Here is a 24,661-nt window from a genome sequence, read left to right on the forward strand (position 1 = left end):
AGAGGTCTAGGCGCGTCGCTCAAGCAACTGAGCCGCTAATTGTAGCAAACCTTCAACGTGCGAATTCGCAGAAAAACCACTCAATGCATCGATCGCGCGCTGCGCTTCGGCGGCGGCGGCGGCACGGGTGGCATCGAGCGCACCCGTTTCGCGCACGATGGCCACGATGTGCGGGAGTTGGGTGGTGTCGCCGGTCTCGATGGCGTTGCGCACCAGCGCGCTCTGCGCGGGCGCGGCGCGCTGCATCGCGAGGATCAGCGGCAGCGTGGTCTTGCCTTCGCGCAGGTCGTCGCCGACGTTCTTGCCGGTCTCGCTGGCATCGCCCTCGTAGTCCAGCACGTCGTCGATGACCTGAAAGGCGGTGCCCAGCGCCTGGCCATAGGACGCGCAGGCTTCCTCGGTCGCCGCATCGGCGCCTGCGAGCACCGCAGCCAGGCGGGTGCTGGCCTCGAAGAGCTTGGCGGTCTTGGAGCGGATCACGCGCAGGTAGGCCGACTCGTCGAGCGAAGCGTCATGCATGTTCATGAGCTGCAGCACTTCGCCCTCGGCGATGATGTTGGTCGCCTCGGCCAGGATCTGCATCACGCGCATGTTGTTCGCGTCCAGCATCATCTGGAACGCGCGCGAATAGAGGAAGTCGCCGACCAGCACGCTGGCCGGGTTGCCGAAGGATTCGTTCGCGGTCGGCCGGCCGCGCCGCAGCGTGGATTCGTCGACCACGTCGTCGTGCAGCAAGGTCGCGGTGTGGATGAACTCCACCACGGCGGCGAGGTTGAAGCGCTGCTCGCCTCGGTAGCCCAGTGCGCCGGCCATCAGCAGCAGCAATGCCGGGCGCAGTCGCTTGCCGCCCGCGGAGATGATGTACTGCGACACGTGGCTGACCAGCGGCACCCCGGTATCGAGGCGGCGTGCAATCACGCGATCGACTTCGACCATGTCGTCTGCAATCAGCGCCAGAACGGAGGTCGTCGGGGAAGAGTCTGCGGCGGGGCTGGGCAAAACGATGACGCGCCGGGGCGCTGCTTGAAGTGAGGGACGAGCGGCGCGGGCCGCAGGTGCGAAGCCAAATTATAGGGAGCGCGTGGGATGCTTGCCTGGGCGCATTGGCCCCGCGGAAGGGGGCGTGCTAGAATCTTGGGCTCTGCGGAATTCGCCGCGGAGCCATCTTCATCAAGAGGTCATCATGTACGCGGTCATAAAAACCGGCGGCAAGCAGTATCGCGTTGCTTCCGGCGAAAAAATTAAAGTAGAACAGATTGCTGCGGACGTAGGCCAGGAGATCGTGATCGATCAGGTTCTCGCAGTCGGCAACGGCGCAGAAATCAAGATCGGCACGCCCCTGGTGTCCGGCGCATCCGTCACGGTCACTGTGCTCTCGCACGGCAAGCACGACAAAGTGCACATCTTCAAGATGCGCCGTCGCAAGCACTATCAGAAACGTCAAGGCCATCGCCAGCAGTTCACCGAACTGCAAATCGGCGCGATCGCTGGTTAAGGAGAAGGCACCATGGCACAGAAAAAAGGCGGCGGCTCCACGCGAAACGGGCGCGATTCCAAGCCCAAGATGCTGGGCGTGAAAGCGTTCGGCGGTGAACTGATCAGCGCAGGCTCGATCATCGTGCGTCAGCGCGGCACCCAGTTCCACCCCGGCGTCAACGTCGGCGTGGGCAAGGACCACACGTTGTTCGCACTGGTCGAAGGCCACGTGTCGTTCGCCATCAAGGGCGCGCTGAACAAGCACACGATCAATGTGACGCCGGCTGCTTAAGCACCGTCGTCCCGATCTGCCCGGAGCCCCGCTTGTCGGGGCTTCTTCATTTTTCGTCCGCTGGCCACTGCCGCTCCGTGCCGTCGCCAGAAGGGCTTTTCATTTGTAAACTGGACATCCCATGAAGTTCGTCGACGAAGCCTTCATCGACATCGCCGCTGGCGATGGCGGCAACGGCTGCGTGTCGTTCCGTCATGAGAAGTACAAGGAATTCGGCGGCCCCAACGGCGGCGATGGCGGTCGGGGCGGGCATGTGTTCGCCGTGGCCGACGTCAACCTCAATACGCTGGTCGATTTCCGCTATTCGCGCCGCCACGAGGCCAAGCGCGGCCAGCACGGCATGGGCTCCGACATGTTCGGCGCCGCGGGCGACGACATCGTGCTGAAGATGCCGGTCGGCACCATCGTCACCGATGCCGAAACGGGCGAGGTCCTGTACGAACTGCTGGTGCCGGGTGAAATGGTCACGATCGCCAAGGGCGGCGACGGCGGCTTCGGCAACATGCGCTTCAAGAGCGCGATCAACCGCGCCCCGCGTCAGAAGACGCCGGGCTGGCCGGGCGACAAGAAGAGCCTCAAGCTCGAGCTCAAGGTGCTGGCCGACGTGGGCCTGCTGGGCATGCCGAACGCCGGCAAGTCGACGCTGATCTCCGCCATCTCCAACGCCCGCCCGCGCATCGCGGACTACCCCTTCACCACGCTGCACCCCAACCTGGGCGTGGTGCGCGTCGGCCCCGAGCAGAGCTTCGTGGTGGCCGACCTGCCCGGACTGATCGAAGGCGCCTCCGAAGGCGCCGGCCTGGGCCATCTGTTCCTGCGCCATCTGCAACGCACCCGGCTGCTGCTGCACGTGGTCGACCTCGCGCCCTTCGACGAAGGCGTCGATCCGGTGGCGCAGGCCAAGGCCATCGCCGGCGAGCTCAAGAAATACGACGCGGGTCTGTACGACAAGCCGCGCTGGCTGGTGCTCAACAAGCTGGACATGGTGCCGTCCGACGAACGCGCCGCGCGCGTCAAGGACTTCGTCAAGCGGTTGCGCTTCAAGGGGCCGGTGTTCGAGATCTCGGCGCTCACGCGCGATGGTTGCGAGCCGCTCGTGAAAGCCATCTACCAGCACGTCAAGGCACAGCAGGTGGCCGAACAGCCGCCGGTCGACGTCGATCCGCGCTTCGCCTGAGCGCTTCCCCGGGGCGGCTGCGGTCGCTCCCGTTCGAGTTTCTGATTCCGCCCTGCCTGCACCATGAGCTCCACCTTCGCCTCCACTGCCTTGCGCGACGCGCGCCGGATCGTCGTCAAGGTGGGCTCGAGCCTGGTCACCAACGAGGGCCGCGGGCTCGACGAGGCGGCGATCGGTGAATGGTGCCGCCAACTCGCAAGCCTGATGCAGGACGGCCGCGAGGTGGTGATGGTGTCCAGCGGCGCGATCGCCGAGGGCATGAAGCGCCTCGGTTGGCGCACCCGCCCGCGCGAGATCAATGAACTGCAGGCGGCCGCAGCGGTCGGCCAGATGGGCCTGGCGCAGATCTACGAGACCAAGCTGCGCCTCAACGGCGTTGGCAGCGCACAGGTGTTGCTCACGCACGCCGACCTCGCAGACCGCGAGCGCTACCTGAATGCACGCTCGACCTTGCTGACGCTGCTCGGCCTGGGCGTGGTGCCGGTCATCAACGAGAACGACACGGTGGTCACCGACGAGATCAAGTTCGGCGACAACGACACGCTGGGCGCGCTGGTGGCCAACCTGGTCGAGGCCGATGCGCTGGTGATCCTCACCGACCAGAAGGGCTTGTACACCGCCGATCCGCGCAAGGACCCGCAAGCCACTTTCGTGCACGAAGGACGGGCCGGCGACCTGGCGCTCGAGGCCATGGCGGGCGGCGTGGGCTCGGCCATCGGCAGCGGCGGGATGATCACCAAGATCCTTGCGGCCAAGCGCGCCGCCGGTTCGGGTGCGTCGACCGTGATCGCCTGGGGCCGCGAGCCCGATGCGCTGCTGCGCCTGGCGCGCGGCGAATCGATCGGCACGCTGCTGGTGGCACAGACCGCCAAGCACCAGGCCCGCAAGCGCTGGATGGCCGACCATCTGCAACTGCGCGGCGCCGTCACGGTGGACGCGGGCGCGGCCGCCAAGCTGCGCGGCGAGGGCAAGAGCCTGCTGCCGATCGGCATGACGGGCGTCGAGGGCGAGTTCTCGCGCGGCGACGTGATCGCGGTGCGTGATCCGCAAGGCGCGGAAGTCGCCCGCGGCCTGGCCAACTATTCGAGTGCCGAGGCCCGCACGCTGTGCCGCAAGCCATCGGCCGAGTTCGAGCGGCTGCTGGGCTACGCGGCCGAACCCGAGATGGTGCACCGGGACAACATGGTGCTCATGGGCGCGCGCTGAAAGCGCGCATGAACCTGCTTATTCGAGTTCCTGCACCGGATTCTTGAGCCGGCGAACCATCTCGCCAACGCTGGCGCGCGGTGCACCGCTGCGGCACAGGCCCTGCACCGCCAGCGCGTGGGTGTAGTTGGAGTTCATCAGGACCATCGGCCGCCATTCCGGATTGGCCACGGTTTCCCAGCCATTGCCGCTCGAGCGTGCATAGCTCTTCATCTCACCGGTCGCGCAGCGCACGCCCTCGTAGAAGGCATTGACCGCATTGCCGGCCTTGTTCGTGCCCACCACGACGTAGCGCACCAGGCCGTCACCAGTGATCACGATGGTGGCGGGGTCCACGCCGAACTTGAGCGTCATGTAGGCAGGCACTTCGATCGGCACGAGGCGACGCAGGTCGAAGGCCGGCGCCGGTGGCGTGTCGCTCTCCTTCCAGTCGGGGCCCTGGAAGACCTGGCCGACGGCGGCGCCGCCGAGGCTGCAGAGCAGGCCGGCCAGCAGCAGGGCGCGGCTAGCGCGGGACATGGAAGGGATTGCGCGAGGCAGGGTTGTCGTTGGCAGGCGTGGCATTGGGGTCCGGGTCGAAGGTGGCGCCCGGGGGCAGGTCGAAGTGAGGGTCTTGGCCTGCGGCAGAAGGGCGCTCGAATTCACGGGCGCGCACATTGCTGCGCAGGAAGCGATTGCGGAAATCCTGGCGGGGCAGGTAGCGTGCGAGTTCGGTCAGCGCCATTTCATAGACACCGCGCTTGAACTCCACGACCACGTCGAGGGGAACCCAGTAGTCGTGCCAACGCCAGGCATCGAACTCCGGATGATCGGTGGCACGCAGGTTGAGGTCCCAGTCGTGCCCGACCAACTGCAGCAGATACCAGATCTGCTTCTGGCCTTTGTAATGGCCCCGTGCGTCACGGCGGATGAACCGATCCGGCACCTCGTAGCGCAACCAGTCACGGGTACGGGCGACGATCCTCACATGCTCCGGCTGGAGTCCTACTTCTTCATGCAATTCCCGGAACATGGCCTGCTCGGGGCTTTCGCCACGATCGATGCCGCCTTGCGGGAACTGCCAGGAGTGCGTGCGGATGCGTTTGCCCCAGAAAACCTCGTTTCTCTGGTTGAGCAGGATGATGCCGACGTTGGGCCTGAAGCCGTCCCGGTCGAGCATAATCAAACCCCAATTTTTGAACTGCGTTGATTATGCCTGCCGGGTCGCACTCGGCAAGCGACCAGTTCCCCGGCCCTGCGGCCCAAACCCCCTTCCCGAGCTCGCGAACGACCGATGAAAGCTTCCCGTTTCTTTGTCTCCACCCTGAAGGAAGCACCCGCTGACGCCGAAGTCGCGAGCCACCGGCTCATGATGCGCGCCGGCATGATCAAGAAGCTCGGTGCGGGCATCTACAGCTACATGCCGATGGGGCTGCGCGTGATCCGCAAGGTCGAAGCCATCGTGCGCCAGGAGATGGATCGCGCCGGCGCAGTCGAACTCGTCACGCCCGTGATCCAGCCGGCCGAGTACTGGCAGGAAACCGGCCGCTTCGACGCCATGGGCCCCGAGCTGCTGCGCATCCAGGACCGGCACGAGCGCAACTTCGTGGTGCAGCCCACCAGCGAAGAGGTGGTGACGGACATCGCGCGCCAGGAATTTCGCAGCTACAAGCAGCTGCCGAAGAATTTCTACCAGATCCAGACCAAGTTCCGCGACGAACGCCGCCCGCGTTTCGGCCTGATGCGTGGGCGCGAGTTCACCATGAAGGACGCCTACAGCTTCGACCGCGACGGCGCCGCCGCCAAGGCCAGCTACCAGACGATGGCCGGTGCCTACCGCAAGATCTTCGATCGTTTCGGCTTGCGTTATCGCGCCGTGGCGGCCGACAGCGGCGCCATCGGCGGCGACCTGAGCGAGGAATTCCAGGTGATCGCCGCCACCGGCGAGGACGCCATCGTCTACTGCCCCGACAGCGACTACGCCGCCAACATGGAAAAGGCCGAGGCGCTGGCACCCAGCACGCCGCGCGGACCCGCCACGCAGGCGCTGACCCAGACGGCCACGCCGGGCAAGAGCACCTGCGCCGACGTGGCCGAGTTGCTGGGCCTGCCGCTCGCGCGCACGGTCAAGTCGCTGGTGCTGGCCACCGAGCCGCTCGACGCCGCCGGCAAGCCCAAGGGCGTGCAGGTCTGGCTGCTGCTGCTTCGCGGCGACCACGACATGAACGAGATCAAGGTCGGCAAGCTGCCCGGCCTGGACCAGGGCTTCCGTTTCGCGACGACGGCCGAGATCGAAGAGCACTTCGGCTGCAAGCCGGGCTACCTGGGCCCGCTGAACCTGAAGAAGCCGGTGCAGGTCGTCGCCGATCGCGACGTGGCCGTGATGGCCGACTGGATCTGCGGCGCCAACGTGCCCGATTTCCACTTCACCGGCGTGAACTGGGGCCGCGACCTGCCCGAGCCCACTCTGGTGGCCGACCTGCGCAACGTGGTGGCCGGCGACGCCTCGCCCGACGGCAAGGGCGTGCTGGTGATCGAACGCGGCATCGAGGTGGGCCATGTGTTCTACCTCGGCACCAAGTACAGCAAGCCGATGAACGCCACCTTCCTCGACGAGAACGGCAAGCCGCAGTTCCTCGAGATGGGCTGCTACGGCATCGGCATCACGCGGCTCCCGGCCGCGGCCATCGAGCAGAACCACGACGAGCGCGGCATCATCTGGCCCGATGCCCTCGCGCCCTTCACCGTGGTGGTCTGCCCGATCGGCATGGACCGCAGCGCCGAGGTCAAGACCGCCGCCGAGGCGCTCTACGACCAGCTGCTCGCAGCCGGCGTCGACGTGCTGCTCGACGACCGCGGCGAACGCCCCGGCGCGATGTTCGCCGACTGGGAGCTGATCGGCGTGCCGCACCGCATCGTGATCTCGGATCGCGGGCTCAAGGAAGGCGAGCTGGAGTACCAGCACCGGCGTGACACCGCCGCGACCAAGGTGCCCGCCGCGGCGGCCCTGAGCTTCCTGCAGTCCCGCCTGGCCGCATGAGCGTGGCGCCGGCCACGTCCCGCCGACAGCTGCTCGGCGGCGCGGCGGCCGGTGCGCTGGTGCTGGCCTGTCCGCGCGGCGCCTGGGCCGGCGCGCAGATCGAGGAGCCGCTGATCGATTCAGTGCGCAACGCGCTGAGTGCTGCGATCCACCGCAGCGCTCCGCCGAAGCCCGAGTTTCAGGACACCGCGTCGCGCTTGGCGTATCTGCGCTGGCTTGGCGAAATGAGTCAACGGCTCAAGCGCAAGATTCCGGACCATCAGGAGCGCATCGAGTTGTTGCAGACGGTCTGGTACGAAAGCAAACGCGCCGGGCTCGATGTGAGTCTCGTGCTGGGCCTGATCCAGGTGGAAAGCAATTTCCGAAAATGGGCCATCTCGAGTGCGGGTGCGCGCGGTCTCATGCAGGTGATGCCTTTCTGGACACGGGTCATTGGCGATGGCGACGCCAACCAACTGTTCAAGATGCAACCCAACCTGCGCTTCGGCTGCGTGATCCTGCGCCACTACCTGGACCGCGAACGCGGCGACCTGTTCCTCACGCTGGGCCGCTACAACGGCAGCCGCGGGCGGGCGCCGTACCCGGACGCGGTCTTCGCCAACCAGCGCGCCTGGGTCTTCAAGGACCGCGTGGCGGACTAGGGCCTGTTCACCCTATTTCCGATCCCCGGAAATAGGGTGAACAGGCCCTAGCCTTTCGCCGGGGCCCGCGTCACCATCACCTGGTCGATGCGGTAGCTGTCGACGTCCATCACCTCGAAGGTGTAGCCGGCCCAGACCACGCTGTCGGTGCGCTTGGGCACGCGGCGCAGCATCACCATCAGGAAGCCCGCCAGCGTCTCGTACTCATCGGCATGCGGCAGCGCGTCGATGTCGAGCGCGCGTTGCACGTCCTGCACGGGCGTCACGCCGTCGATCAGCCAGGAGTTCTCGTCGCGCCGGACGATCTGCTGCTCCTCGTCCTCCTGCGGGCCGACCAGATCGCCCATCACCGTGCTCATCACGTCGTTGAGCGTGATCACGCCGACCACCAGGCTGTATTCGTTGACGATGATCGCGAAGTCCTCGTGCGCATGGCGGAACTGCTCCAGCACCTCGGTCAGCGAAAGCCGGTCGGGCACCACCAGCGCCTTGTGCAGCGGCACGCCCTGGTCCAGCGCCAATGGCTGGCCGCTCAGCACGCGCTGGAACATGTCCTTGGCATCGACGTAGCCCAGCACGTGGTCGATGTCGCCGTCGCACACCGGATAGGCGGAAAAGGGCTCGGCCACGATGCGCGCGCGCAGCACCGATTCGGGATCGTCCTTCTGGAACCAGGCGATGCGGTCGCGCGAGGTCATCACGCTGCCGACCAGCCGCGTGTCGAGCTCGAACACGTTGGCGATCACCTGCTGCTCGCGCGCGGCCAGCACGCCCGCGCGGGCGCCGGCCTCGGTCATGGCGAGGATGTCGGCCGAGGTGATCTGGTCGACGCGCTGCAGCGGCACGCCCAGCAGCTTGAACAGCAGATCGGTGCAGCGCGTGAAGAACCAGACCAGCGGTTTGAAGGTGGTGATCAGCACGTTCATGGGCCCGACCATGCGCACCGCCAGTTGTTCGGGGTTGTTCATGCCCAGGCGCTTGGGGAACAGGTCGGCGAACACCAGGAACAGCGCGATCACGATCGAGAACGAGGCCGCGAAGGCCCAGCCCTGGGCCGCTTCGACGCTGAGCCAGCGGCCGAGCAGGTCGGCGAAGAAGGGGGAGAACGCGCCTTCGCCCACCACGCCACCCAGGATCGCCACCGCATTGAGGCCGATCTGGACCACGGTGAAATAGGGGCCGGGCTGTTCCTGGATGCGCAGCACGCGGTCGGCGCGTGCGTCGCCATCGTCGGCCATCTGGCGCAGGCGGAGGCGGCGGGAGGCTGCGAGCGTGATCTCGGCCAGCGAGAAGAAGGCACTCGCTGCGATGAGCCCGAGGATGAGAAGCAGGCTTTGGGTCAGTGTCATGGGGGGTCTCGGAAGCCCCTCATGTTACTGATTGCGCGGGCGCCTCGATGGGCCCGCAGAGCCGGCCGTGCTGATGGGTGGCGCGGCGTTGGGAGGTCTCAGGCTGCGGGAGCGCCGATGACCTGCTGCAGTTCACCCGACTCGTACATCTCCATCAGGATGTCCGAACCGCCGATGAACTCACCCTTGACGTAGAGCTGCGGAATCGTCGGCCAGTTGCTGTATTCCTTGATGCCCTGGCGGATCTCCTGATCGTCGAGCACGTTGACCGTCTTGAGCGTGCGCGTGTCGACGCCCACGGCCTTGAGGATCTGGATCGCGCGGCCGGAAAAGCCGCACATCGGGAAGCTGGCGTTGCCCTTCATGAAGAGCACGAGTTCGTTGGTCTTGACGAGGTCGTCGATGCGTTGCTGGGCGTCGGACATGGGGGCACTCCTGAAAAATGGACTGATCGGATTATTTCACCGCGCCGGCTTTCGCGCCGCGCGGCGGATTCAAAGCCCGCGCTGGCGCCCGCCGGTGCAGCGCGCGATGCCGGCGAGGTCGTGGCGGTGCTGCACGTCGCCGAAGCCCTGCGCCACCAGCAGCGCACGCACGGCTTCGGCCTGGTCGTGGCCGTGTTCGAGCAGCAGCCATGCACCCGCGGCCAGGTGGCCGGGCGCGGCGCGCACGATGCGGCGCAGGTCGTCGAGGCCGTCGGCGCCCGCCACCAGCGCGGCCGTGGGCTCGTGCACGAGCGCGGGCAGGTGCGGGTCGCCGGCCGCGATGTAGGGTGGGTTCGACACGATGAGGTCGTAGCCCGCGGCCGCACCGGCCAGCCAGTCGGCCTGGGCGAAGCGCACCGCCAGGCCCAGCCGCCGGCCGTTCTCGCGTGCGACGGCCAAGGCGTCGGCACTGGCATCCACCGCGTCGACGCGGGCGTCGGGCCGTGCATGCTGCAGCGCCAGCGCGATCGCGCCGCTGCCGGTGCCGAGGTCGAGCACGGTGGGCGCCTCGCATTCGCGCAGGACCTCGAGCGCCCATTCCACCAGCGTCTCGGTGTCGGGCCGCGGCACCAGCACGCGGGCGTCGACCTGCAAGGCCAGGCCGTGGAATTCCTTCTCGCCCAGCAGGTAGGCCACCGGTTCGCCCGCGATGCGGCGTGCGCACAGGGGCGCGAAGGCTTTCCATGCGTCCTCGGGCAGCGCATCGCCATCGTGCGCCAGCAGCCAGGCGCGTTCGTGCACCGGGCGCTGCAGCACGTGCAGCAGCAGCAACTGGGCGTCGAGCCGGTCCGCGCCCAGCGCGGCCGCGGCGCGCAGCGCCTGGGCCAGCGTCGAAGGGGCCTGCGATGTGTCCATCATGCGGGCAGGCTCGATTCGAGCTCGGCCAGCTGCTCGGCCTCGCGCGCGGCCTGCAGCGCGGCCAGCACGTCACCCAGGTCGCCTTCCATGATCTGCAGCAGCTTGTAGAGCGTGAGGTTGATCCGGTGGTCGGTGAGCCGGCCCTGCGGGAAGTTGTAGGTGCGGATGCGGTCGGAGCGGTCGCCGCTGCCGATCAGGCCCTTGCGCAGCGCCGCATCCTTGGCGGCGCGCTCGCTGCGGTCCTTTTCCTGGATGCGGGCCGACAGCACCTGCAGCGCCTTGGCCTTGTTGCGGTGCTGGCTGCGGTCGTCCTGGCACTCGGCCACGATGCCGGTCGGGATGTGCGTGATGCGCACCGCCGAGTCGGTCTTGTTGATGTGCTGGCCGCCGGCGCCGCTCGCGCGGTAGGTGTCGATGCGCAGGTCGGCCGGGTTGATCTGCACCGCCACCGCCTCGTCGGGCTCGGCCAGCACCGCGACCGTGCAGGCGCTGGTGTGGATGCGGCCCTGGGTCTCGGTGGCCGGCACGCGTTGCACGCGGTGGCCGCCCGATTCGAAGCGCAGCTGGCCGAACACGTCGTCGCCGACGATGCGCAGCACCACTTCCTTGTAGCCGCCCAGCTCGCTCGGGCTGTCGCTCACGATCTCGCAGCGCCAGCCGGCGCGCTCGCAGTAGCGCGTGTACATGCGCAGCAGGTCGCCTGCGAACAGCGCCGATTCGTCGCCGCCCGCGCCCGCGCGGATTTCCATGAAGGCGTTGCGCGCGTCGTCGGGGTCCTTGGGCAGCAGCAGGCGCTGCAGTTCGTCCTCGAGCTGCAGCAGCTCGGCCTCGCCGCCCGCGATCTCCTCACGCGCCATCTCGGCCATGTCGGCGTCGGCTAGCATCTCGCGCGCGGCCACGATGTCGGCCTCGCGCTGCGTGTAGCGGGCCCAGCGGCCAGCGATCTGCGTGACCTCGGCATGTTCCCTGGAGATCACGCGGTACTGCGCCATGTCGCTCATGATGTCCTCGCGCGAGAGCAGGAAGTCCAGCTCGCCGAGGCGTTGCGCATAGCGCGCGAGTTGGTGGCGCAGGAAGGGTTTCACGGCAGGAACGGAAAAAGGAAAGAGGGCGTCTTCCGGCAAGGGGAAGAAAGGGGCGGGCGGCCGCGGTCGGCGGCCGGTCGGGCCGGCGTCGCTAACGCTCTTTGGGACCGCGCGGATCGCCGCGCAGGAACAGGCGCGAGACCACCTGCGCGGTCTGCGCACGCGCGGCGGCATCGCCCGCGTGCAGCTCGGCCATGGCGCCGTGCAGCATCTTCTGCGTGAGGCCGCGCGACAGCGCCTCGAGCACCGCATCGACCGATTCGCCCTTGGCCAGCAGCTTGCGCGCGCGCGCCACTTCGGCCGCGCGCCATTCGTCGGTCTGGGCATTGAGCTGCTGGATCAGCGGCACCGTGCCGCGCTGGTCCAGCCAGTGCATGAAGCTCTGCACGCCGGCGTCGATGATGACCTCGGCCTGCGCCACCGCGGCCTGGCGGCTCGCCTGGCCCTGCTGCACCACCTGAGCCAGGTCGTCCACCGTGTAGAGGTAGACGTCTTCCAGCGCCTTGACTTCAGGTTCGATGTCGCGCGGCACGGCCAGGTCGACCATGAACATGGGGCGGTGCTTGCGCTGCTTGAGCGCCCGTTCGACCGCGCCCAGGCCGATCAGCGGCAGGGTGCTGGCGGTGCAGCTCACCACGATGTCGAATTCGGCCAGCCGCGCCGGCAGGTCGGCCAGCCGCATCGCGGTGCCGCCGAAGCGGGTGGCGAGCTTCTCGCCGCGCTCGATGGTGCGGTTGGCGATGGTGATGGACTTGGGGTCCTTGGCCGCGAAGTGGGTCGCGGCCAGGTCGATCATCTCGCCGGCGCCGACGAACAGCACGCGGGTCTGGCGCAGGTCTTCGAACAGCTGGCCGGCCAGCCGCACGGCCGCGGCCGCCATGCTGATCGAATGGGCGCCGATCTCGGTTGCGGTGCGCACTTCCTTGGCGACCGCGAAGGAGCGCTGGAACAGCTGGTTGAGCGTGCTGCCGAGCGAACCCACGCTTTCGGCCGCACGCACGGCGTCCTTCATCTGGCCCAGGATCTGGGCCTCGCCCAGCACCATCGAATCGAGGCCGCTGGCCACGCGGAAGGCATGGCGCGCCACGGCGTCGTTGCTCAGCGTGTAGGCATGGGAGCGCAGCAGCGCGGGCGACACGCCGCCGCTCTCGGCCAGCCAGCCCAGCGCGTGGTCGACCGCGGTGTGGTCGGCCGCGCAATAGATCTCGGTGCGGTTGCAGGTGGAGATGATCGCGGCCTCGATGGCCGGGTGCCGGCCGGAGGCGAAGGAACTGCGCAAACTCTGCAGCGTGGGGGCCAGCTGATCGACCGCGAACGCGAAACGACCGCGCAGATCGAGCGGCGCGGTCGTGTGGTTCAACCCGAGGGCCCAGACTGACATAGACCCCGATTATAAAATCAGCGGCCGACCGGTTCCCGCCGGGGGGTCAATGGCATTCCCTATGACCGCCATGATTTCTGCCGCCGGGCCCTCGTTTCGTCTCTGATTCCCGCTTCCGATGGACCTGCTGAACACCCTCGATCACCTGTTGAATTTCGCCGCGCCGGCGGCGTTTCTCGCGCTGGTGCTGGTGGCGATCGGGCGTTTCCTGGGTGCTTCACGCACCGGCGTGCCACGCTGGTGGCTGCAGTGGCTGCTCACCTTTGCAGCCGGCGTGGGGGTCCTGGTGGCCGGCCTGCTGGTGTCCGGGCGCGACGGCCGGATGAGCACCTATGCCGCACTGGTCGTCGTTTGCGGCACGGTCCAGTGGCTGGTGCTGCGCGGCTGGCGCCGCTGAATCGCGCTCAGCCGAGCCGGCGCGCCATGTACACCGCGTTGCCCGGATACGTGGCGAGACGGGCTCGTTGCTCGGGCCCCGTCGGCACCACGGCCGCATAGCCCTGTCGCACCCAGAACCCGACCGAGGCCTGGACCGACACCAGCGTCGAATGCGTCCAGCCCGCCTGCATCGCGTGGGCCCATGCGTGGCGCACCAGTTGCGGCCCCAGGCCCAGACCCGCCGTGGATGGATGCACCGCCAAGTCGTGCAGGTAGAGCGCATCGGCCGCGGGCGCGACCTCGAATTCGCCGTGCAGCGGCGTGAGCTTCCCGGCCACCGACGGGTAGCCGGCCAGGTAGGCACGCACCTCGCCGGCGTGTTCGACCACCCAGCCGGTGTGCGGCGCGGCCGCGAGTCGGCGGGCGATGAGCGCGCCGTCCTCGACGAAACCCGCGCCATAGCAGGCCAGCTGGACCGCGAGCACGGCCTCCAGGTCGTCGGCGCGCATCGCGCGCACCCGCTCGGCTTGCGCCACCATCAGGCCAGCAGCAGCTTGTCGTCGTCGAGCTTCTCGCCACGCGTCTGCTCGAACATGCGCAGCAGATCGGGCACGTCGAGCCCATCGCGCTGCGGCCCGGCCACGTCGAGGATCACCTGGCCCTCGTGCAGCATCACGGTGCGCGAACCGTAGTCCAGCGCCTGCCGCATGCTGTGCGTCACCATCATCGCGGTCAGCTGGCTGCCTTCGACGATGCGCGCGGTCAGTTCGAGCACAAAGGCGGCCGTCTTCGGGTCGAGCGCGGCCGTGTGCTCGTCGAGCAGCAGGATGCGCGAGGGCTTGAGCGAGGCCATCAGCAGGCTCACCGCCTGGCGCTGCCCGCCCGAGAGCAGGCCGATGCGGTCGGCCAGCCGGTTCTCCAGCCCGAGCTTGAGGATGGACAGCTTCTCGCGGAACAGCTCGCGCAGGGTGCGGTTGAGTGCGAAGCCGAAGCTGCGACCCTCGCCGCGCTTCCAGGCCAGCGCCATGTTCTCCTCGATGGTCAGCGCCTCGCAGGTGCCGGCCATCGGGTCCTGGAACACGCGGGCCACCATGCCCGAGCGCTGCCAGGCGTTCATGCGCGTGACCTCCTTGCCGTCGATCTCGATGCGGCCCTTGTCGACGATCAGGTCGCCGCTCACCGCATTCAGGAAGGTCGACTTGCCGGCGCCGTTCGAGCCGATCACGGTGACGAACTGGCCGGTGGGAATCTCCAGATCGAGTCCGCGCAGCACGCGGTTCTCGATCGGCGTGCCCGGGTTGAAGGTCATCTCGAGTTGTTGGGCGCGCAGCATCAGTTCTTCCCCTTGAAAAGCGCGCGCAGCTTGCGCTTGTAGGTGGGCACCAGCAGTGCGAAGGCCACCAGCACGGCGGTCACGAGGTTCAGGTCCTGCGCCTGCAGGCCCATGAAGTCGGTGTTGAGCGCCAGCGCGATGAAGAAGCGGTAGAGCAGTGCGCCCAGCACGCAGGCCAGCGTGGTGATCACCATGCTGCGCGCGGGCAGCAGCGTCTCGCCGATGATCACCGCGGCCAGGCCGATCACGATCGTGCCCACGCCCATCGAGATGTCGGCCGTGCCCTGGCTCTGCGCGAACAGCGCACCGGCCAGCGCCACCAGCGCATTGGAGATCGCCAGGCCCGCCATCGTGTGAAAGTCGGTGGAGATGCCCTGGGCCCGCGCCATGCGCGCGTTGCTGCCGGTCGCGCGCATCGCGAGCCCGGCTTCCGAGGCGAAGAAGATGTCGACCACGATCTTGGCCGCGATCACGATCAGGAGCAGCAACAGCGGCTTGGCCCACTGCTCGGGCATGCCGCCGAAATCGACCATCGTGAACACGGTGGGCTCGGTGATCAGCGCGACGTTGGGCTTGCCCATCACGCGCAGGTTGATCGAGTACAGCGCGATCATCACCAGGATGCTCGCGAGCAGCTGCATGATCTTCAGCTTGACGTTGAGCCAGGCGGTCAGCCAGCCTGCGGCCGCGCCGGCGATGCAGGCCACGACGGTCGCGGGCACCGGGTTCCAGCCGGCGACGATCAGCGTCGCAGCCACGGCGGCACCCAGCGGAAAGCTCCCGTCGACCGTGAGGTCGGGGAAATTGATGATGCGGAACGACATGAAGACGCCCAGCGCGACCAGTCCGAAGATCAGACCGATCTCGATGGCGCCCAGCGATGCAATGAGGGACATGGGGGGCTTCCTGCGAGGCAAGAGAACAGGCCCGCCCCGCCCCACGGCGGCGACGGGCCCGCAGGGCTGGCTTACTTGGTGCTCACGACCTTGGCCGTCTTCAGCAGTTCGTTCGACAGCGTCACGCCTTGCAGCTTGGCCGCGCCGGGGTTCACCACCAGCTCGAAGTTGGTGCTGGTCTGCGAGGCGATGGTGCCGGGCTTTTCGCCCTTGAGGATGCGCACCACGATCTTGCCGGTCTGGCGGCCGATGTCGCTGTAGTTCAGGCCCAGGGCCGCCACGGCGCCGCGCTCGACGGTGGCGGTGTCGGCGGCCACCACGGGCAGCTTGGCCTGTTGCGCGACCTTGACGATGCCTTCGAAGGCCGACACCACGTTGTTGTCGGTCGGCGTGTAGATCACGTCGGCCTTGCCCACCAGGCTCTGCGCGGCGGTCGGCACGTCGACCGTGCGTGCGGCGGCGGCTTCGACCACTGTCATGCCGGCGTCGGCGGCGGCCTTCTTCAGCGCGGCGACGATGGCCACGGAATTGGCTTCACCGGGGCTGTAGATCACGCCGATGCGCTTGGCGTTGGGCACCACCTGCTTGATCAGGCCGATGTGCTTCTCGAGCGGCGACAGGTCGGACACGCCGGTCACGTTGGTGCCGGTGGCGTCCCAGTTCTTCACCAGCCTGGCCGCGACAGGGTCGGTGATGGCCGAGTAGACGACCGGGATGGTCTTGGTGGCAGCCACCACGGCCTGCGCCGACGGCGTGGCGATGGCGACGATCACGTCGGGCGCGTCGCCCACGTACTTGCGGGCGATCTGGGCGGCGGTGCCCACGTTGCCTTGTGCGCTCTGGTAGCTGAACTTGAGGTTCTTGCCTTCTTCGTAGCCGGCGGCCTTGAGTTCGGCCTTGACGCCGTCACGCACGGCATCGAGCGCGGGGTGTTCGACGATGGCGGTCACGGCCACCAACTTGGTGTCGGCGGCGAAGGAGGGCGCGGCGGCCAGCATGCCGAGGGCCAGGGCCACGGCGCTGAAGGGGGTGCGAAGCAAGGCGTTTTTCACTGAAGGTCTCCGAAGAAGCGTGGATGCGTCTGAATGCGCTTCGGCGTGAACCGGCGGGCATTCAGCAGGCCGGCGCGCGATGCGTTGCCGGCCATGTCGAGTCTAGGGGTTAGAACGCACAGGAAAGGTGCATGAATTCCCGAATCAGGTCGGCAGGCCGGGAATCGGCGAGCTGGGGGTGGCCGGCACCACGGCCGCCGCGGCCGGCTCGGCGGGCGCCATCACCATCGTGGTCGGGGTCGCCATCGGCAGCCCGGCCTTCTTGAGCTCGTCCAGGATCACGAACAACAGGTCGCTGCGCACGCCGCCCGCCAGCCGGGGGCTCGCCACATAGGCGATGGCCTGGAAGATCAGCAGCCCGTTCTCGACGCCTTCGAGCGTGAGCGAGGGCGCGGGCGTGCGGAGCACGGCTTCGTGCGAGGTGCAGGCCGCGAGGATGAGATCGCGCACGCGTTGCGCGTCGGTGGTCAGCGGCATCGGCAGGCGGATCAGCACCCGGCCTTCGGCGTTGGCCAGCGTCATGTTGCGCACAGTCTTGGTGATGAACTCGGAGTTGGGTACGATCAGCGTGGAGCGGTCGCCCAGCTGGATCTCGGTGGCGCGCACGTTGATGCGGCGCACGTCGCCCTCGGCCGTGCCCAGCACCACCCAGTCGCCCACCTTCACCGGCCGCTCGGCCAGCAGGATCAGCCCCGAGATGAAGTTCTGCACGATGGCCTGCAGACCGAAGCCGATGCCGACCGACAGCGCGCTCGCCACCCAGGCGATGCGCTCGATGCCGATGCCCAGCGCTGAAAGCGCCGAGGCGATCACCAGGATGCCGCCTACGTAACCCAGCAGCGTGGTGAGCGAGCTGCGCATGCCCGGTTCGAGCGTGGTGCTCGGCAGGTAGCTGTTGTCGAGCCAGCGCTTGATGAGCCGCAGCACGAGGAAGCCGATGACCAGCACGGCAAGTGCGCCGAACAACGCGCCCGGCACCAGTTCGAACTGGCCGACCTTGAGCCCGGAACCGACCTTGCCGCTGCGCTGGAACAATTCACCCGGCGAGGTGCCCAGCGGGGCCAGCAGCGCGATCACCAGGTAGAAGAACAGCGCGACGCGGCCGACCGCCGACAGCACGATGGCCGCCTGGTCGAGTGTCTGCGGCGCGACATTGAGGCTCTTCTGCAGCCGCTGGCCGGCATTGCTGCGCGAGGACAACAGCGCGATGAACAGGTCGTCGGTGAACTTGAACAGCAGGTAGGCCGCCGCGCCCACCACGCCGGTCCAGGTGAGCTGGCTCGCGAGGAAGCTGGCCAGCGCCACGTAGCCGAAGGCCACCAGCACGCAGATCGCGATCAGCACGAAGGCCACGGCGCCCGTCACCAGGCCGACCCATAGCGGCCGGCCGGCCAGTGCGGCGGCGTCTTCCGGCTTGAGCGATTCGGGGGCCGGGGCCGCCGCCACCACGGGTGCGACGTCGGCATCGGGCAGGCGCAGGCGCATCAGCATGACGACCGAGAGCGCGGTCAGCGCCAGGGCCGTGGCCACGTGGGTCGCGACCGTGGCGGCCAGGCTGGCGTCCACCAGCGTGTTGATCTGGGTCGTGAGCCAGATCAGCGTGGTCACGCCCGCGATCAACCAGGGAAAGGGCGCCATGCGGGCGGCCATCGCGTCGGCCATCGGCGGCAGCCGCCATGACGACCGGCCGTTGGCCAACAGGGCGCGGCCGAGGCCGATCACGAAGCCGACGAAGATGGAAAAATTGGCCACCGATTCGCCCAGACGTCGGGCGGTCGGAGCCCATTGGCCCGCGCCCTCGAGCGTCAGCCAGCCCCATTGCGCGGCCAGCGCCACGATCAGCACGGTGGCCGTCACCATCGCCACGGCCAGCAGCGAACGCCGCAGCCGTCCCATCGGGAAGCGGCGGGCCGCGAGCTTGGTGAGCGCGTGTTCGGCCGCCCAGCTGCCCAGCAGGGCCAGCAGCAGCGCACCGATCAGCGAAGCGATCACGCTGCCGCGTTCGGCGCTGTGCAGGGCGGTCGAGACGCCGGTGCGGACTTCCTGCTCGAGCGCCACGAGTCGGCCGCGGTCGGTCGGCCAGGCGCTGCGGATGTCGCGCCAGAAGGCGCCGGCCAGGGGCGAATTGGCGCGTTCGAGCAGGTGCGCTTCGAACAGCGCGCGGCGCTGCGCGAGCAGGTCGCTGCCGCGCTGCTGCGCGTCCACCGCGACCAGCCGTGCGAGGCGGATGTCCGCGTCGAGTGCGTTGCGTTCCTTTTCCAGCGCGGCCCGCTGGCGCGTGATGTCGGCGTCCTCGGTCGTGCCCTTGGGCGGGGCGGTGCCCAGTTCGCCCAGCCGGGCGTTGAGGTCGGCCAGCGGGCCGGCGCGCGAGGCCACGAAGCGCTGGGCCTGGGCCATGATGTCCTGCGTCTGCGCGACCAGGCCGGGCACGTCGTCGTCGGTCTCGACCGCCTCGGGGATCTTGTCGAGCTGTGCGCGCAGCGCGGGCACCGTGACTTCGGGGGCGGGCGTCGTGCTGTTGTCGCCGACGGCCACGGTCGCGGCTCTGGCGGGCGGGGGGGGGGCGGCGATACCGGTGATGGCGAAAGCCGCCAGCAGGAGCAGGGCGGCCAGCCCGCGGGGAATGGAACTCATCGGGCCATTATGAGAGCCCGCGCCGGCGCCGGATTCAGCCCGCGGGGCTGAACATGTCGACGCGGTCGGTGATGATGCCGTCGGTGCTCAGCGCGATGAGCCGCTCGGCGGCCCATTCGTCGTTGACCGTGTAGCTCAGCGTGCGCATCCCGGCTTCGCGGGCCAGGGCCACGGTGGCAGCGTCCCACAGCGCATGGTTGCAGACGATCGCCGCGCAGCCCAGGTCGCGCGCCGCGGCCACCCAGCCGTCCCACAGCGTGTCGAGCAGCAGCCCGCGCGGCAACTGGGACGCCACGTCGCGCGCGCCGGCCAGGGCCTCGGTCTGGAACGAGGTCAGGAGCGGCGGGATCGCCTCGCCGGCCCAAAGGCGGGCGGCATCGCGCGCCACCACCTCGCCGGTCCGGCGTTCGACGCCGGGCGTGGGCTTGATCTCGATGTTCAGCAGCAGGCGGTTGCCCACGCAGTAGCGCGCCACGTTCTCCAGGCTGGCCAGCGGCTCGCCCGCGAAGGCGCGCGAATGCCAGCTGCCGGCGTCGAGCTGCGACAGTTCGGCCCACGGCAGATCGCCGCCGGTGCCGTGGCCGCTGGTGGTGCGCTCCAGCGTGCTGTCGTGCATCAGGAAGGGCACGCCGTCGGCGCTGAGCTTGGCATCGCACTCGAACATGCGGTAGCCGTGCGAAGCGCCGAGCCGGAAGGCCGCCAGCGTGTTCTCGGGCGCGAGCTTGCCGGCGCCGCGGTGCGCGACCCAGCGGGGGTAGGGCCAATTTGTTTCGATAGACATGTCAGGTCTCCATCGCGCCATCGTCAGCCGATGGCGGATAAACCGGCATCGCCGATGGCCAGGGATACCGCGGAACCGGCTTTGCCGGGCCGCTGGTATCGCCCCCTTGAGGGGGAGGCGCCGCAGGCGCTTCGGGGGTGGGTCATCAGACTGCTCTCTTGCCGGAGCCTGCGTCGAACCAGTGCAGGCTTTCCTGCGGCGCCGAGATGTGGACCGTGTCGCCCGCGGTCGGCGGATGGTCGGCCGCGTCGGTGCGCATGATGATCTGTTCTTCGCCGATGCGGCCGTAGACCAGGCGCTCGGCGCCCAGCAGCTCGACGTGCTCGACCTGCACGGTCCAGCCGGTCTGGTCGAGCTTCAGGTGCTCGGGGCGCACGCCGAGGATCTGGCCCGGGCGCACACCGGGGGCGTGCTTGAGCAGGTTCATCGGCGGCGAGCCGATGAAGCTGGCGACGAAGGTGGTGGCCGGGCGGTTGTAGACCTCTTCGGGCGTGCCGAACTGGTCCATCACGCCGCCGTTCATCACGATGATGCGCTGCGCCAGCGTCATGGCCTCGACCTGGTCGTGGGTCACGAACAGCGAGGTGATGCCCAGTTCGCGGTGCAGCTTCTGGATCTCGATGCGGGTCTGCGCGCGCAGCTTGGCGTCGAGGTTCGACAGCGGTTCGTCGAACAGGAAGACCTGCGGCTGGCGCACGATCGCGCGGCCCATGGCCACGCGCTGGCGCTGGCCGCCCGACAGCTCGCGCGGCTTGCGTTCGAGCAGGTGGCCGAGCTCGAGGATCTTCGCCGCCTTGTCGACGCGGGTCTTGATCTCGGGCACCGGCACCTTGGCGATCTTCAGGCCGTAGGCCATGTTGTCGAACACCGTCATGTGCGGGTAGAGCGCGTAGTTCTGGAACACCATCGCGATGTCGCGTTCCGACGGTTCGAGGTCGTTCACCACGCGCCCGCCGATGGCGATCTCGCCGGCCGAGACCTCTTCCAGGCCGGCCACCATGCGCAGCAGCGTGGACTTGCCGCAGCCCGAAGGCCCGACGATCACGATGAATTCATGGTCGGCGATCTCGGCGCTCACGCCGTGGATGACCTGGTTGGCCTTGGGGCCCACGCCGTAGCGCTTGATGACGTTGCGAAGGGAAAGTGCAGCCATGTTCTTCTCGATCTCTGCCTCGACGACGAGGCGCTATTTCTTTTTCCAGGAACACAGCGGATCTGGCTTTGCCAGGCCGCTGGTGTTGCCCCCTTGAGGGGGGAGCGGGCTACACGAAGTGAGCCCGCCTCGGGGGTGGGTCATTTTTCAGTGTCGACCAGGCCCTTGACGAACCACTTCTGCATCAGCACCACGACCAGCGCGGGCGGCAGCATCGCGAGGATGGCCGTGGCCATGACCACGTTCCACTCGTTCTGGCCGTCGCCGCCGGCGATCATGCGCTTGATGCCCACCACCACCGGGTACATGTCTTCGCTGGTGGTCGCGAGCAGCGGCCAGAGGTACTGGTTCCAGCCGTAGATGAACTGGATCACGAACAGCGCCGCGATCGAGGTCTTGGACAGCGGCAGCAGCACGTCGAAGAAGAAGCGCATCGGGCCCGCGCCGTCCATGCGCGAGGCTTCGGTCAGTTCCTCGGGCACCGTCAGGAAGAACTGGCGGAACAGGAAGGTCGCGGTGGCCGAGGCGATCAGCGGCACCGTGAGGCCCGCGTAGGTGTTGAGCATGTTCAGGTCGGCCAGCACCTTGTAGGTGGGCAGGATCCGCACCTCCACCGGCAGCATCAGCGTGACGAAGATGGCCCAGAAGCAGATCTTCTTGAACGGGAAGCGGAAGTAGACGATCGCGAAGGCCGACAGCAGCGAGATCGAGATCTTGCCGATCGAGATCACCATGGCGGTCACGAAGCTGACCCACATCATGTGGGCCACCGGCGCGTTGGAGCCGGCGCTGGTCTCGCGGCCGAACAGCGCGGCCTTGTAGCTGTCCCACATGTGGCCGCCGGGCAGCAGCGGCATCGGGGCCTGCACGATCTCCTGCGCCGTGTGGGTGGAGGCCACGAAGGCCAGGTAGAGCGGGAAGGCGACGATCAGCACGCCGAGCACCATGACGACGTGCGCCAGGATCCCGTGGGTTCCACGTTTTTCGACCATATCAGTACTGAACCTTTTTCTCGACGTAGCGGAATTGCACGACCGTGAGCGCCACGACGATCAGCATCAGCACCACCGACTGGGCCGCCGAACCACCGAGGTCCATGGCCTTGAAGCCGTCGTAGTAAACCTTGTAGACCAGGATCGCGGTGTCCTTGCCCGGGCCGCCCTGCGTGGCCGCATCGACGATCGCGAAGGTGTCGAAGAAGGCGTACACGACGTTGATCACCAGCAGGAAGAAGGTGGTGGGCGACAGCAGCGGGAACTGCACCGTCCAGAAGCGGCGCCAAGGGCGGGCGCCGTCGATGGCGGCGGCTTCGATCAGCGACTTCGGGATCGACTGCAGGCCGGCCAGGAAGAACAGGAAGTTGTAGGAAATCTGCTTCCACACCGAGGCCATGACGATCAGCGTCATGGCGTGGCCGGAGTCGAGCAGGTGGTTCCAGTTGATGCCGAACTTGCCGAGCGCATAGGCCACGACGCCCAGCGACGGCGAGAACATGAACACCCACAGCACGGCAGCGACCGCGGGGGCCACGGCGTACGGCAGGATCAGCATCGTCTTGTAGAAGGTGCCGCCGCGCACCACGCGGTCGGCGAACACCGCCAGCATCAGCGACAGGCTGATGCCGATGCCGGCGACCAGCACCGAGAACAGCGCGGTGGTCTTGAAGGATTCGACATAGCTGGGGTCGTCGAACAGCTGCCTGAAGTTGTCGAAGCCGACGAACTCGATGGACGTGCCGAACGGGTCCTGCTGCTGCAGCGACTGCAGCAAGGCCTGCGCCGCAGGCCAGAAGAAGAACACCAGGATCACCGCCATTTGGGGTGTCAGGAGCAGCCACGGCAGCCAGCCGGAGCGAAAAAAAACGCGTTTTTCCATAGAGACCCTGGATAAAAGAAAACCCGCCGTGCTCGAAAGCGCGGCGGGCAGAGTCTACTGTGGCGGACGCCCCCTTCTCACCGGCAGGAACCCTCCCCGCTCGGCGGGAGGGCAGGGTGGGGTGCGACGGTACGGCGAACGCCGAAAAGGCGTCAGCCCTTGTTGGCTTTTTGGAAGCGCTCGAGCTGCTCGTTGCCGCGCTTGACGATCGAGTCCAGGGCTTCCTTGGCGGTCTTCTTGCCGTTCCAGACCTGTTCGAGTTCTTCGTCCTCGATGGCGCGGATCTGCACGTAGTTGCCCAGGCGGATGCCGCGGCTCTTGTCGGTCACCTTGCGGATCATCTGCGTCACGGCGACGTCGGTGCCCGGGTTCTGCTTGTAGAAGCCCGAGTCTTCGGTCAGCTTGTACGACGCGGTGGTGACGGGCAGGTAGCCCGTGCGCTTGTGGCTGGCGGACTGCACTTCAGGCGTCGAGATGAAGCTGAAGAACTTGGCCACGCCCTTGTACTCTTCGGCCTTCTTGCCCGACATCACCCACAGGCTGGCGCCGCCGATCACGGTGTTCTGCGGTGCGCCCGGCACGTCCGGGTAGTAGGGCAGGGGTGCCAGGCCGTAGGCGAACTTGGCGTTCTTGGCCACGTTGCCGTAGAAGCCCGACGAGGTGTTGATCATCGCGCACTCGCCCGACACGAACGAGGCTTCAGGCACGTTGCCGCGGCCCTTGTAGACGAACAGGCCCTGCTTGGCCATGTTGGCCAGGTTCTCGATGTGGCGCACATGCAGCGGCGAATCGACCTTCAGGCGGGCGTCCAGGCCTTGCAGACCGTTGGCCTTGGAGGCGAACTCGACGTTGTGCCAGGCCGAGAAGCTCTCGACCTGGGTCCAGTTCTGCCATGCCGTGGTGAACGGGCACTTGTGGCCGCTGGCCTTGAGCTTGGCGGCCGCGGCCACCACTTCGGGCCAGGTCGCCGGCGCCTTGTCGGTGGGCAGGCCGGCCGCCTTGAAGGCGTCCTTGTTGAAATAGAAGATGGTGGTCGAGCTGTTGAACGGGAAGCTCAGCATCTGGCCGTTGGGGGCCGTGTAGTAGCCGGCCACGGCGGGGATGTAGGCGGCCGGGTCGAACTTCTCGCCTGCGTCCTTCATGATCTTGCCCACCGGAATGACCGCGCCCTTGCTGGCCTGCATGGTGGCGGTGCCCACCTCGAACACCTGCAGGATGTGCGGTGCGTTGCCGGCGCGGAAGGCGGCGATCGATGCGGTCATCGATTCGTCGTACGTGCCCTTGAAAGTCGGGACGATCTTGTAGTCCTTCTGGCTTTCGTTGAATTGCTTGGCGAGGTCGTTGACCCACTCGTTGTTGACCGCGGTCATCGAGTGCCACCACTGGATCTCGGTCTGCGCTTGTGCCGTGTTGAACAGTGTTGCCGCGAGCGCCGAGGCCAAGGCGAGCGTTTTGAATCGCATGAAGACTCCTGAGGGGAATGGGAAGCAGAAAAGCGCGAATGGTAGACCGTGCTTGATCGTAGGCCGTGCCTGTGACACAACCGCGTCATGTTTGTCGCACGGGGGTGTCCTCTGCGCCAAGCGGGGA

At 67.6% G+C, this 24,661-nt stretch carries 25 protein-coding genes; 7 read left to right on the forward strand and 18 right to left on the reverse strand.

Going from position 1 to position 24,661, the window contains the following annotated elements; translation table 11 throughout:
* Positions 1-6: 6 nt before the first annotated feature.
* Positions 7-999 (reverse strand): polyprenyl synthetase family protein, encoded by a 993-nt coding sequence (locus tag ACSFBC_RS16365; protein WP_435511398.1) that lies wholly within the window; start codon positions 997-999, stop codon positions 7-9.
* 184 nt (positions 1,000-1,183) lie between these two features.
* On the opposite strand from ACSFBC_RS16365, the gene rplU reads away from it, so the two are divergent.
* From rplU to proB, 4 genes are all read left to right on the forward strand, one after another.
* Positions 1,184-1,495 carry a 50S ribosomal protein L21 gene (gene rplU / locus ACSFBC_RS16370; RefSeq protein ID WP_183025021.1) on the forward strand — a complete coding sequence of 104 codons (312 nt, stop codon included), beginning with the start codon at positions 1,184-1,186 and terminating at the stop codon, positions 1,493-1,495.
* 12 nt (positions 1,496-1,507) lie between these two features.
* Positions 1,508-1,768: a 50S ribosomal protein L27 gene (gene rpmA, locus ACSFBC_RS16375; RefSeq protein WP_435511399.1), complete on the forward strand. Its 261-nt coding sequence runs from the start codon at positions 1,508-1,510 to the stop codon at positions 1,766-1,768.
* A 121-nt stretch (positions 1,769-1,889) separates the two neighbouring features.
* Entirely contained in the window at positions 1,890-2,945 is a 1,056-nt protein-coding gene (cgtA, locus tag ACSFBC_RS16380; RefSeq protein WP_435511400.1) for an Obg family GTPase CgtA, read from the forward strand.
* A gap of 63 nt (positions 2,946-3,008) precedes the next feature.
* Entirely contained in the window at positions 3,009-4,151 is a 1,143-nt protein-coding gene (proB, locus tag ACSFBC_RS16385; RefSeq protein WP_435511401.1) for a glutamate 5-kinase, read from the forward strand.
* Between the two features lie 18 nt (positions 4,152-4,169).
* Here proB and ACSFBC_RS16390 read toward each other — a convergent pair whose 3' ends face one another.
* Positions 4,170-4,670: a CNP1-like family protein gene (locus ACSFBC_RS16390; protein WP_435511402.1), complete on the reverse strand. Its 501-nt coding sequence runs from the start codon at positions 4,668-4,670 to the stop codon at positions 4,170-4,172.
* Positions 4,657-5,310: an RNA pyrophosphohydrolase gene (locus ACSFBC_RS16395; RefSeq protein WP_435511743.1), complete on the reverse strand. Its 654-nt coding sequence runs from the start codon at positions 5,308-5,310 to the stop codon at positions 4,657-4,659. The genes ACSFBC_RS16390 and ACSFBC_RS16395 overlap by 14 nt, the downstream gene beginning before the upstream one ends.
* A gap of 114 nt (positions 5,311-5,424) precedes the next feature.
* Here ACSFBC_RS16395 and ACSFBC_RS16400 point away from each other — a divergent pair, with 114 nt between their 5' ends.
* Both ACSFBC_RS16400 and ACSFBC_RS16405 read left to right on the forward strand, forming a co-directional pair.
* The gene (locus tag ACSFBC_RS16400; protein ID WP_435511403.1) at positions 5,425-7,170 is read left to right on the forward strand and encodes a proline--tRNA ligase; all 1,746 of its coding nucleotides are present in this window, start codon (positions 5,425-5,427) and stop codon (positions 7,168-7,170) included.
* Complete coding sequence (locus tag ACSFBC_RS16405) at positions 7,167-7,811, forward strand: lytic transglycosylase domain-containing protein (RefSeq protein ID WP_435511404.1); 645 nt, start codon at positions 7,167-7,169, stop codon at positions 7,809-7,811. Before ACSFBC_RS16400 ends, ACSFBC_RS16405 begins: the two co-directional genes overlap by 4 nt.
* A gap of 47 nt (positions 7,812-7,858) precedes the next feature.
* Here ACSFBC_RS16405 and paeA read toward each other — a convergent pair whose 3' ends face one another.
* From paeA to hemA, 5 genes are all read right to left on the reverse strand, one after another.
* Complete coding sequence (gene paeA / locus ACSFBC_RS16410; RefSeq protein WP_435511405.1) at positions 7,859-9,160, reverse strand: polyamine export protein PaeA; 1,302 nt, start codon at positions 9,158-9,160, stop codon at positions 7,859-7,861.
* Positions 9,161-9,258: 98 nt separating this feature from the next.
* The gene (grxD, locus tag ACSFBC_RS16415; protein ID WP_183025029.1) at positions 9,259-9,585 is read right to left on the reverse strand and encodes a Grx4 family monothiol glutaredoxin; all 327 of its coding nucleotides are present in this window, start codon (positions 9,583-9,585) and stop codon (positions 9,259-9,261) included.
* A 69-nt stretch (positions 9,586-9,654) separates the two neighbouring features.
* Positions 9,655-10,500: a peptide chain release factor N(5)-glutamine methyltransferase gene (prmC, locus tag ACSFBC_RS16420; RefSeq protein ID WP_435511744.1), complete on the reverse strand. Its 846-nt coding sequence runs from the start codon at positions 10,498-10,500 to the stop codon at positions 9,655-9,657.
* Positions 10,500-11,588, reverse strand: a complete 1,089-nt coding sequence (gene prfA / locus ACSFBC_RS16425; RefSeq protein ID WP_435511406.1) for a peptide chain release factor 1 — start codon at positions 11,586-11,588, stop codon at positions 10,500-10,502. Before prfA ends, prmC begins: the two co-directional genes overlap by 1 nt.
* 91 nt (positions 11,589-11,679) lie before the next feature.
* Positions 11,680-12,969, reverse strand: coding sequence for a glutamyl-tRNA reductase (hemA, locus tag ACSFBC_RS16430; RefSeq protein ID WP_435511407.1), 1,290 nt, complete (start codon positions 12,967-12,969; stop codon positions 11,680-11,682).
* Between the two features lie 118 nt (positions 12,970-13,087).
* On the opposite strand from hemA, the gene ACSFBC_RS16435 reads away from it, so the two are divergent.
* Positions 13,088-13,366 (forward strand): hypothetical protein, encoded by a 279-nt coding sequence (locus tag ACSFBC_RS16435; protein WP_435511408.1) that lies wholly within the window; start codon positions 13,088-13,090, stop codon positions 13,364-13,366.
* A 7-nt stretch (positions 13,367-13,373) separates the two neighbouring features.
* On the opposite strand, the gene ACSFBC_RS16440 is transcribed toward ACSFBC_RS16435, so the two are convergent.
* The 10 genes from ACSFBC_RS16440 to ugpB all read right to left on the reverse strand — a co-directional run bounded on the left by ACSFBC_RS16440 (position 13,374) and on the right by ugpB (position 24,534).
* On the reverse strand, positions 13,374-13,886 hold the full coding sequence (locus ACSFBC_RS16440) for a GNAT family N-acetyltransferase (RefSeq protein WP_435511409.1): 513 nt from the start codon (positions 13,884-13,886) through the stop codon (positions 13,374-13,376).
* Complete coding sequence (locus tag ACSFBC_RS16445) at positions 13,886-14,680, reverse strand: ABC transporter ATP-binding protein (protein ID WP_435511410.1); 795 nt, start codon at positions 14,678-14,680, stop codon at positions 13,886-13,888. The genes ACSFBC_RS16440 and ACSFBC_RS16445 overlap by 1 nt, the downstream gene beginning before the upstream one ends.
* Positions 14,680-15,576, reverse strand: coding sequence for an ABC transporter permease (locus ACSFBC_RS16450; protein WP_435511411.1), 897 nt, complete (start codon positions 15,574-15,576; stop codon positions 14,680-14,682). The genes ACSFBC_RS16445 and ACSFBC_RS16450 overlap by 1 nt, the downstream gene beginning before the upstream one ends.
* A 71-nt stretch (positions 15,577-15,647) precedes the next feature.
* Positions 15,648-16,574, reverse strand: coding sequence for an ABC transporter substrate-binding protein (locus tag ACSFBC_RS16455; protein ID WP_435511745.1), 927 nt, complete (start codon positions 16,572-16,574; stop codon positions 15,648-15,650).
* A gap of 198 nt (positions 16,575-16,772) precedes the next feature.
* The gene (locus ACSFBC_RS16460) at positions 16,773-19,262 is read right to left on the reverse strand and encodes a DUF3772 domain-containing protein (RefSeq protein ID WP_435511412.1); all 2,490 of its coding nucleotides are present in this window, start codon (positions 19,260-19,262) and stop codon (positions 16,773-16,775) included.
* Between the two features lie 34 nt (positions 19,263-19,296).
* Positions 19,297-20,043, reverse strand: a complete 747-nt coding sequence (gene ugpQ / locus ACSFBC_RS16465) for a glycerophosphodiester phosphodiesterase (RefSeq protein WP_435511413.1) — start codon at positions 20,041-20,043, stop codon at positions 19,297-19,299.
* A 145-nt stretch (positions 20,044-20,188) separates the two neighbouring features.
* Entirely contained in the window at positions 20,189-21,196 is a 1,008-nt protein-coding gene (gene ugpC / locus ACSFBC_RS16470; RefSeq protein ID WP_435511414.1) for a sn-glycerol-3-phosphate ABC transporter ATP-binding protein UgpC, read from the reverse strand.
* Positions 21,197-21,336: 140 nt separating this feature from the next.
* Complete coding sequence (gene ugpE, locus ACSFBC_RS16475; RefSeq protein WP_435511415.1) at positions 21,337-22,188, reverse strand: sn-glycerol-3-phosphate ABC transporter permease UgpE; 852 nt, start codon at positions 22,186-22,188, stop codon at positions 21,337-21,339.
* 1 nt (position 22,189) lies between these two features.
* Positions 22,190-23,071, reverse strand: a complete 882-nt coding sequence (gene ugpA / locus ACSFBC_RS16480; RefSeq protein WP_435511416.1) for a sn-glycerol-3-phosphate ABC transporter permease UgpA — start codon at positions 23,069-23,071, stop codon at positions 22,190-22,192.
* Between the two features lie 152 nt (positions 23,072-23,223).
* Positions 23,224-24,534: a sn-glycerol-3-phosphate ABC transporter substrate-binding protein UgpB gene (gene ugpB, locus ACSFBC_RS16485; protein ID WP_435511417.1), complete on the reverse strand. Its 1,311-nt coding sequence runs from the start codon at positions 24,532-24,534 to the stop codon at positions 23,224-23,226.
* Positions 24,535-24,661: the final 127 nt, after the last annotated feature.

The organism is Variovorax frigidus (assembly GCF_051216515.1).
GTDB lineage: Bacteria > Pseudomonadota > Gammaproteobacteria > Burkholderiales > Burkholderiaceae_C > Variovorax.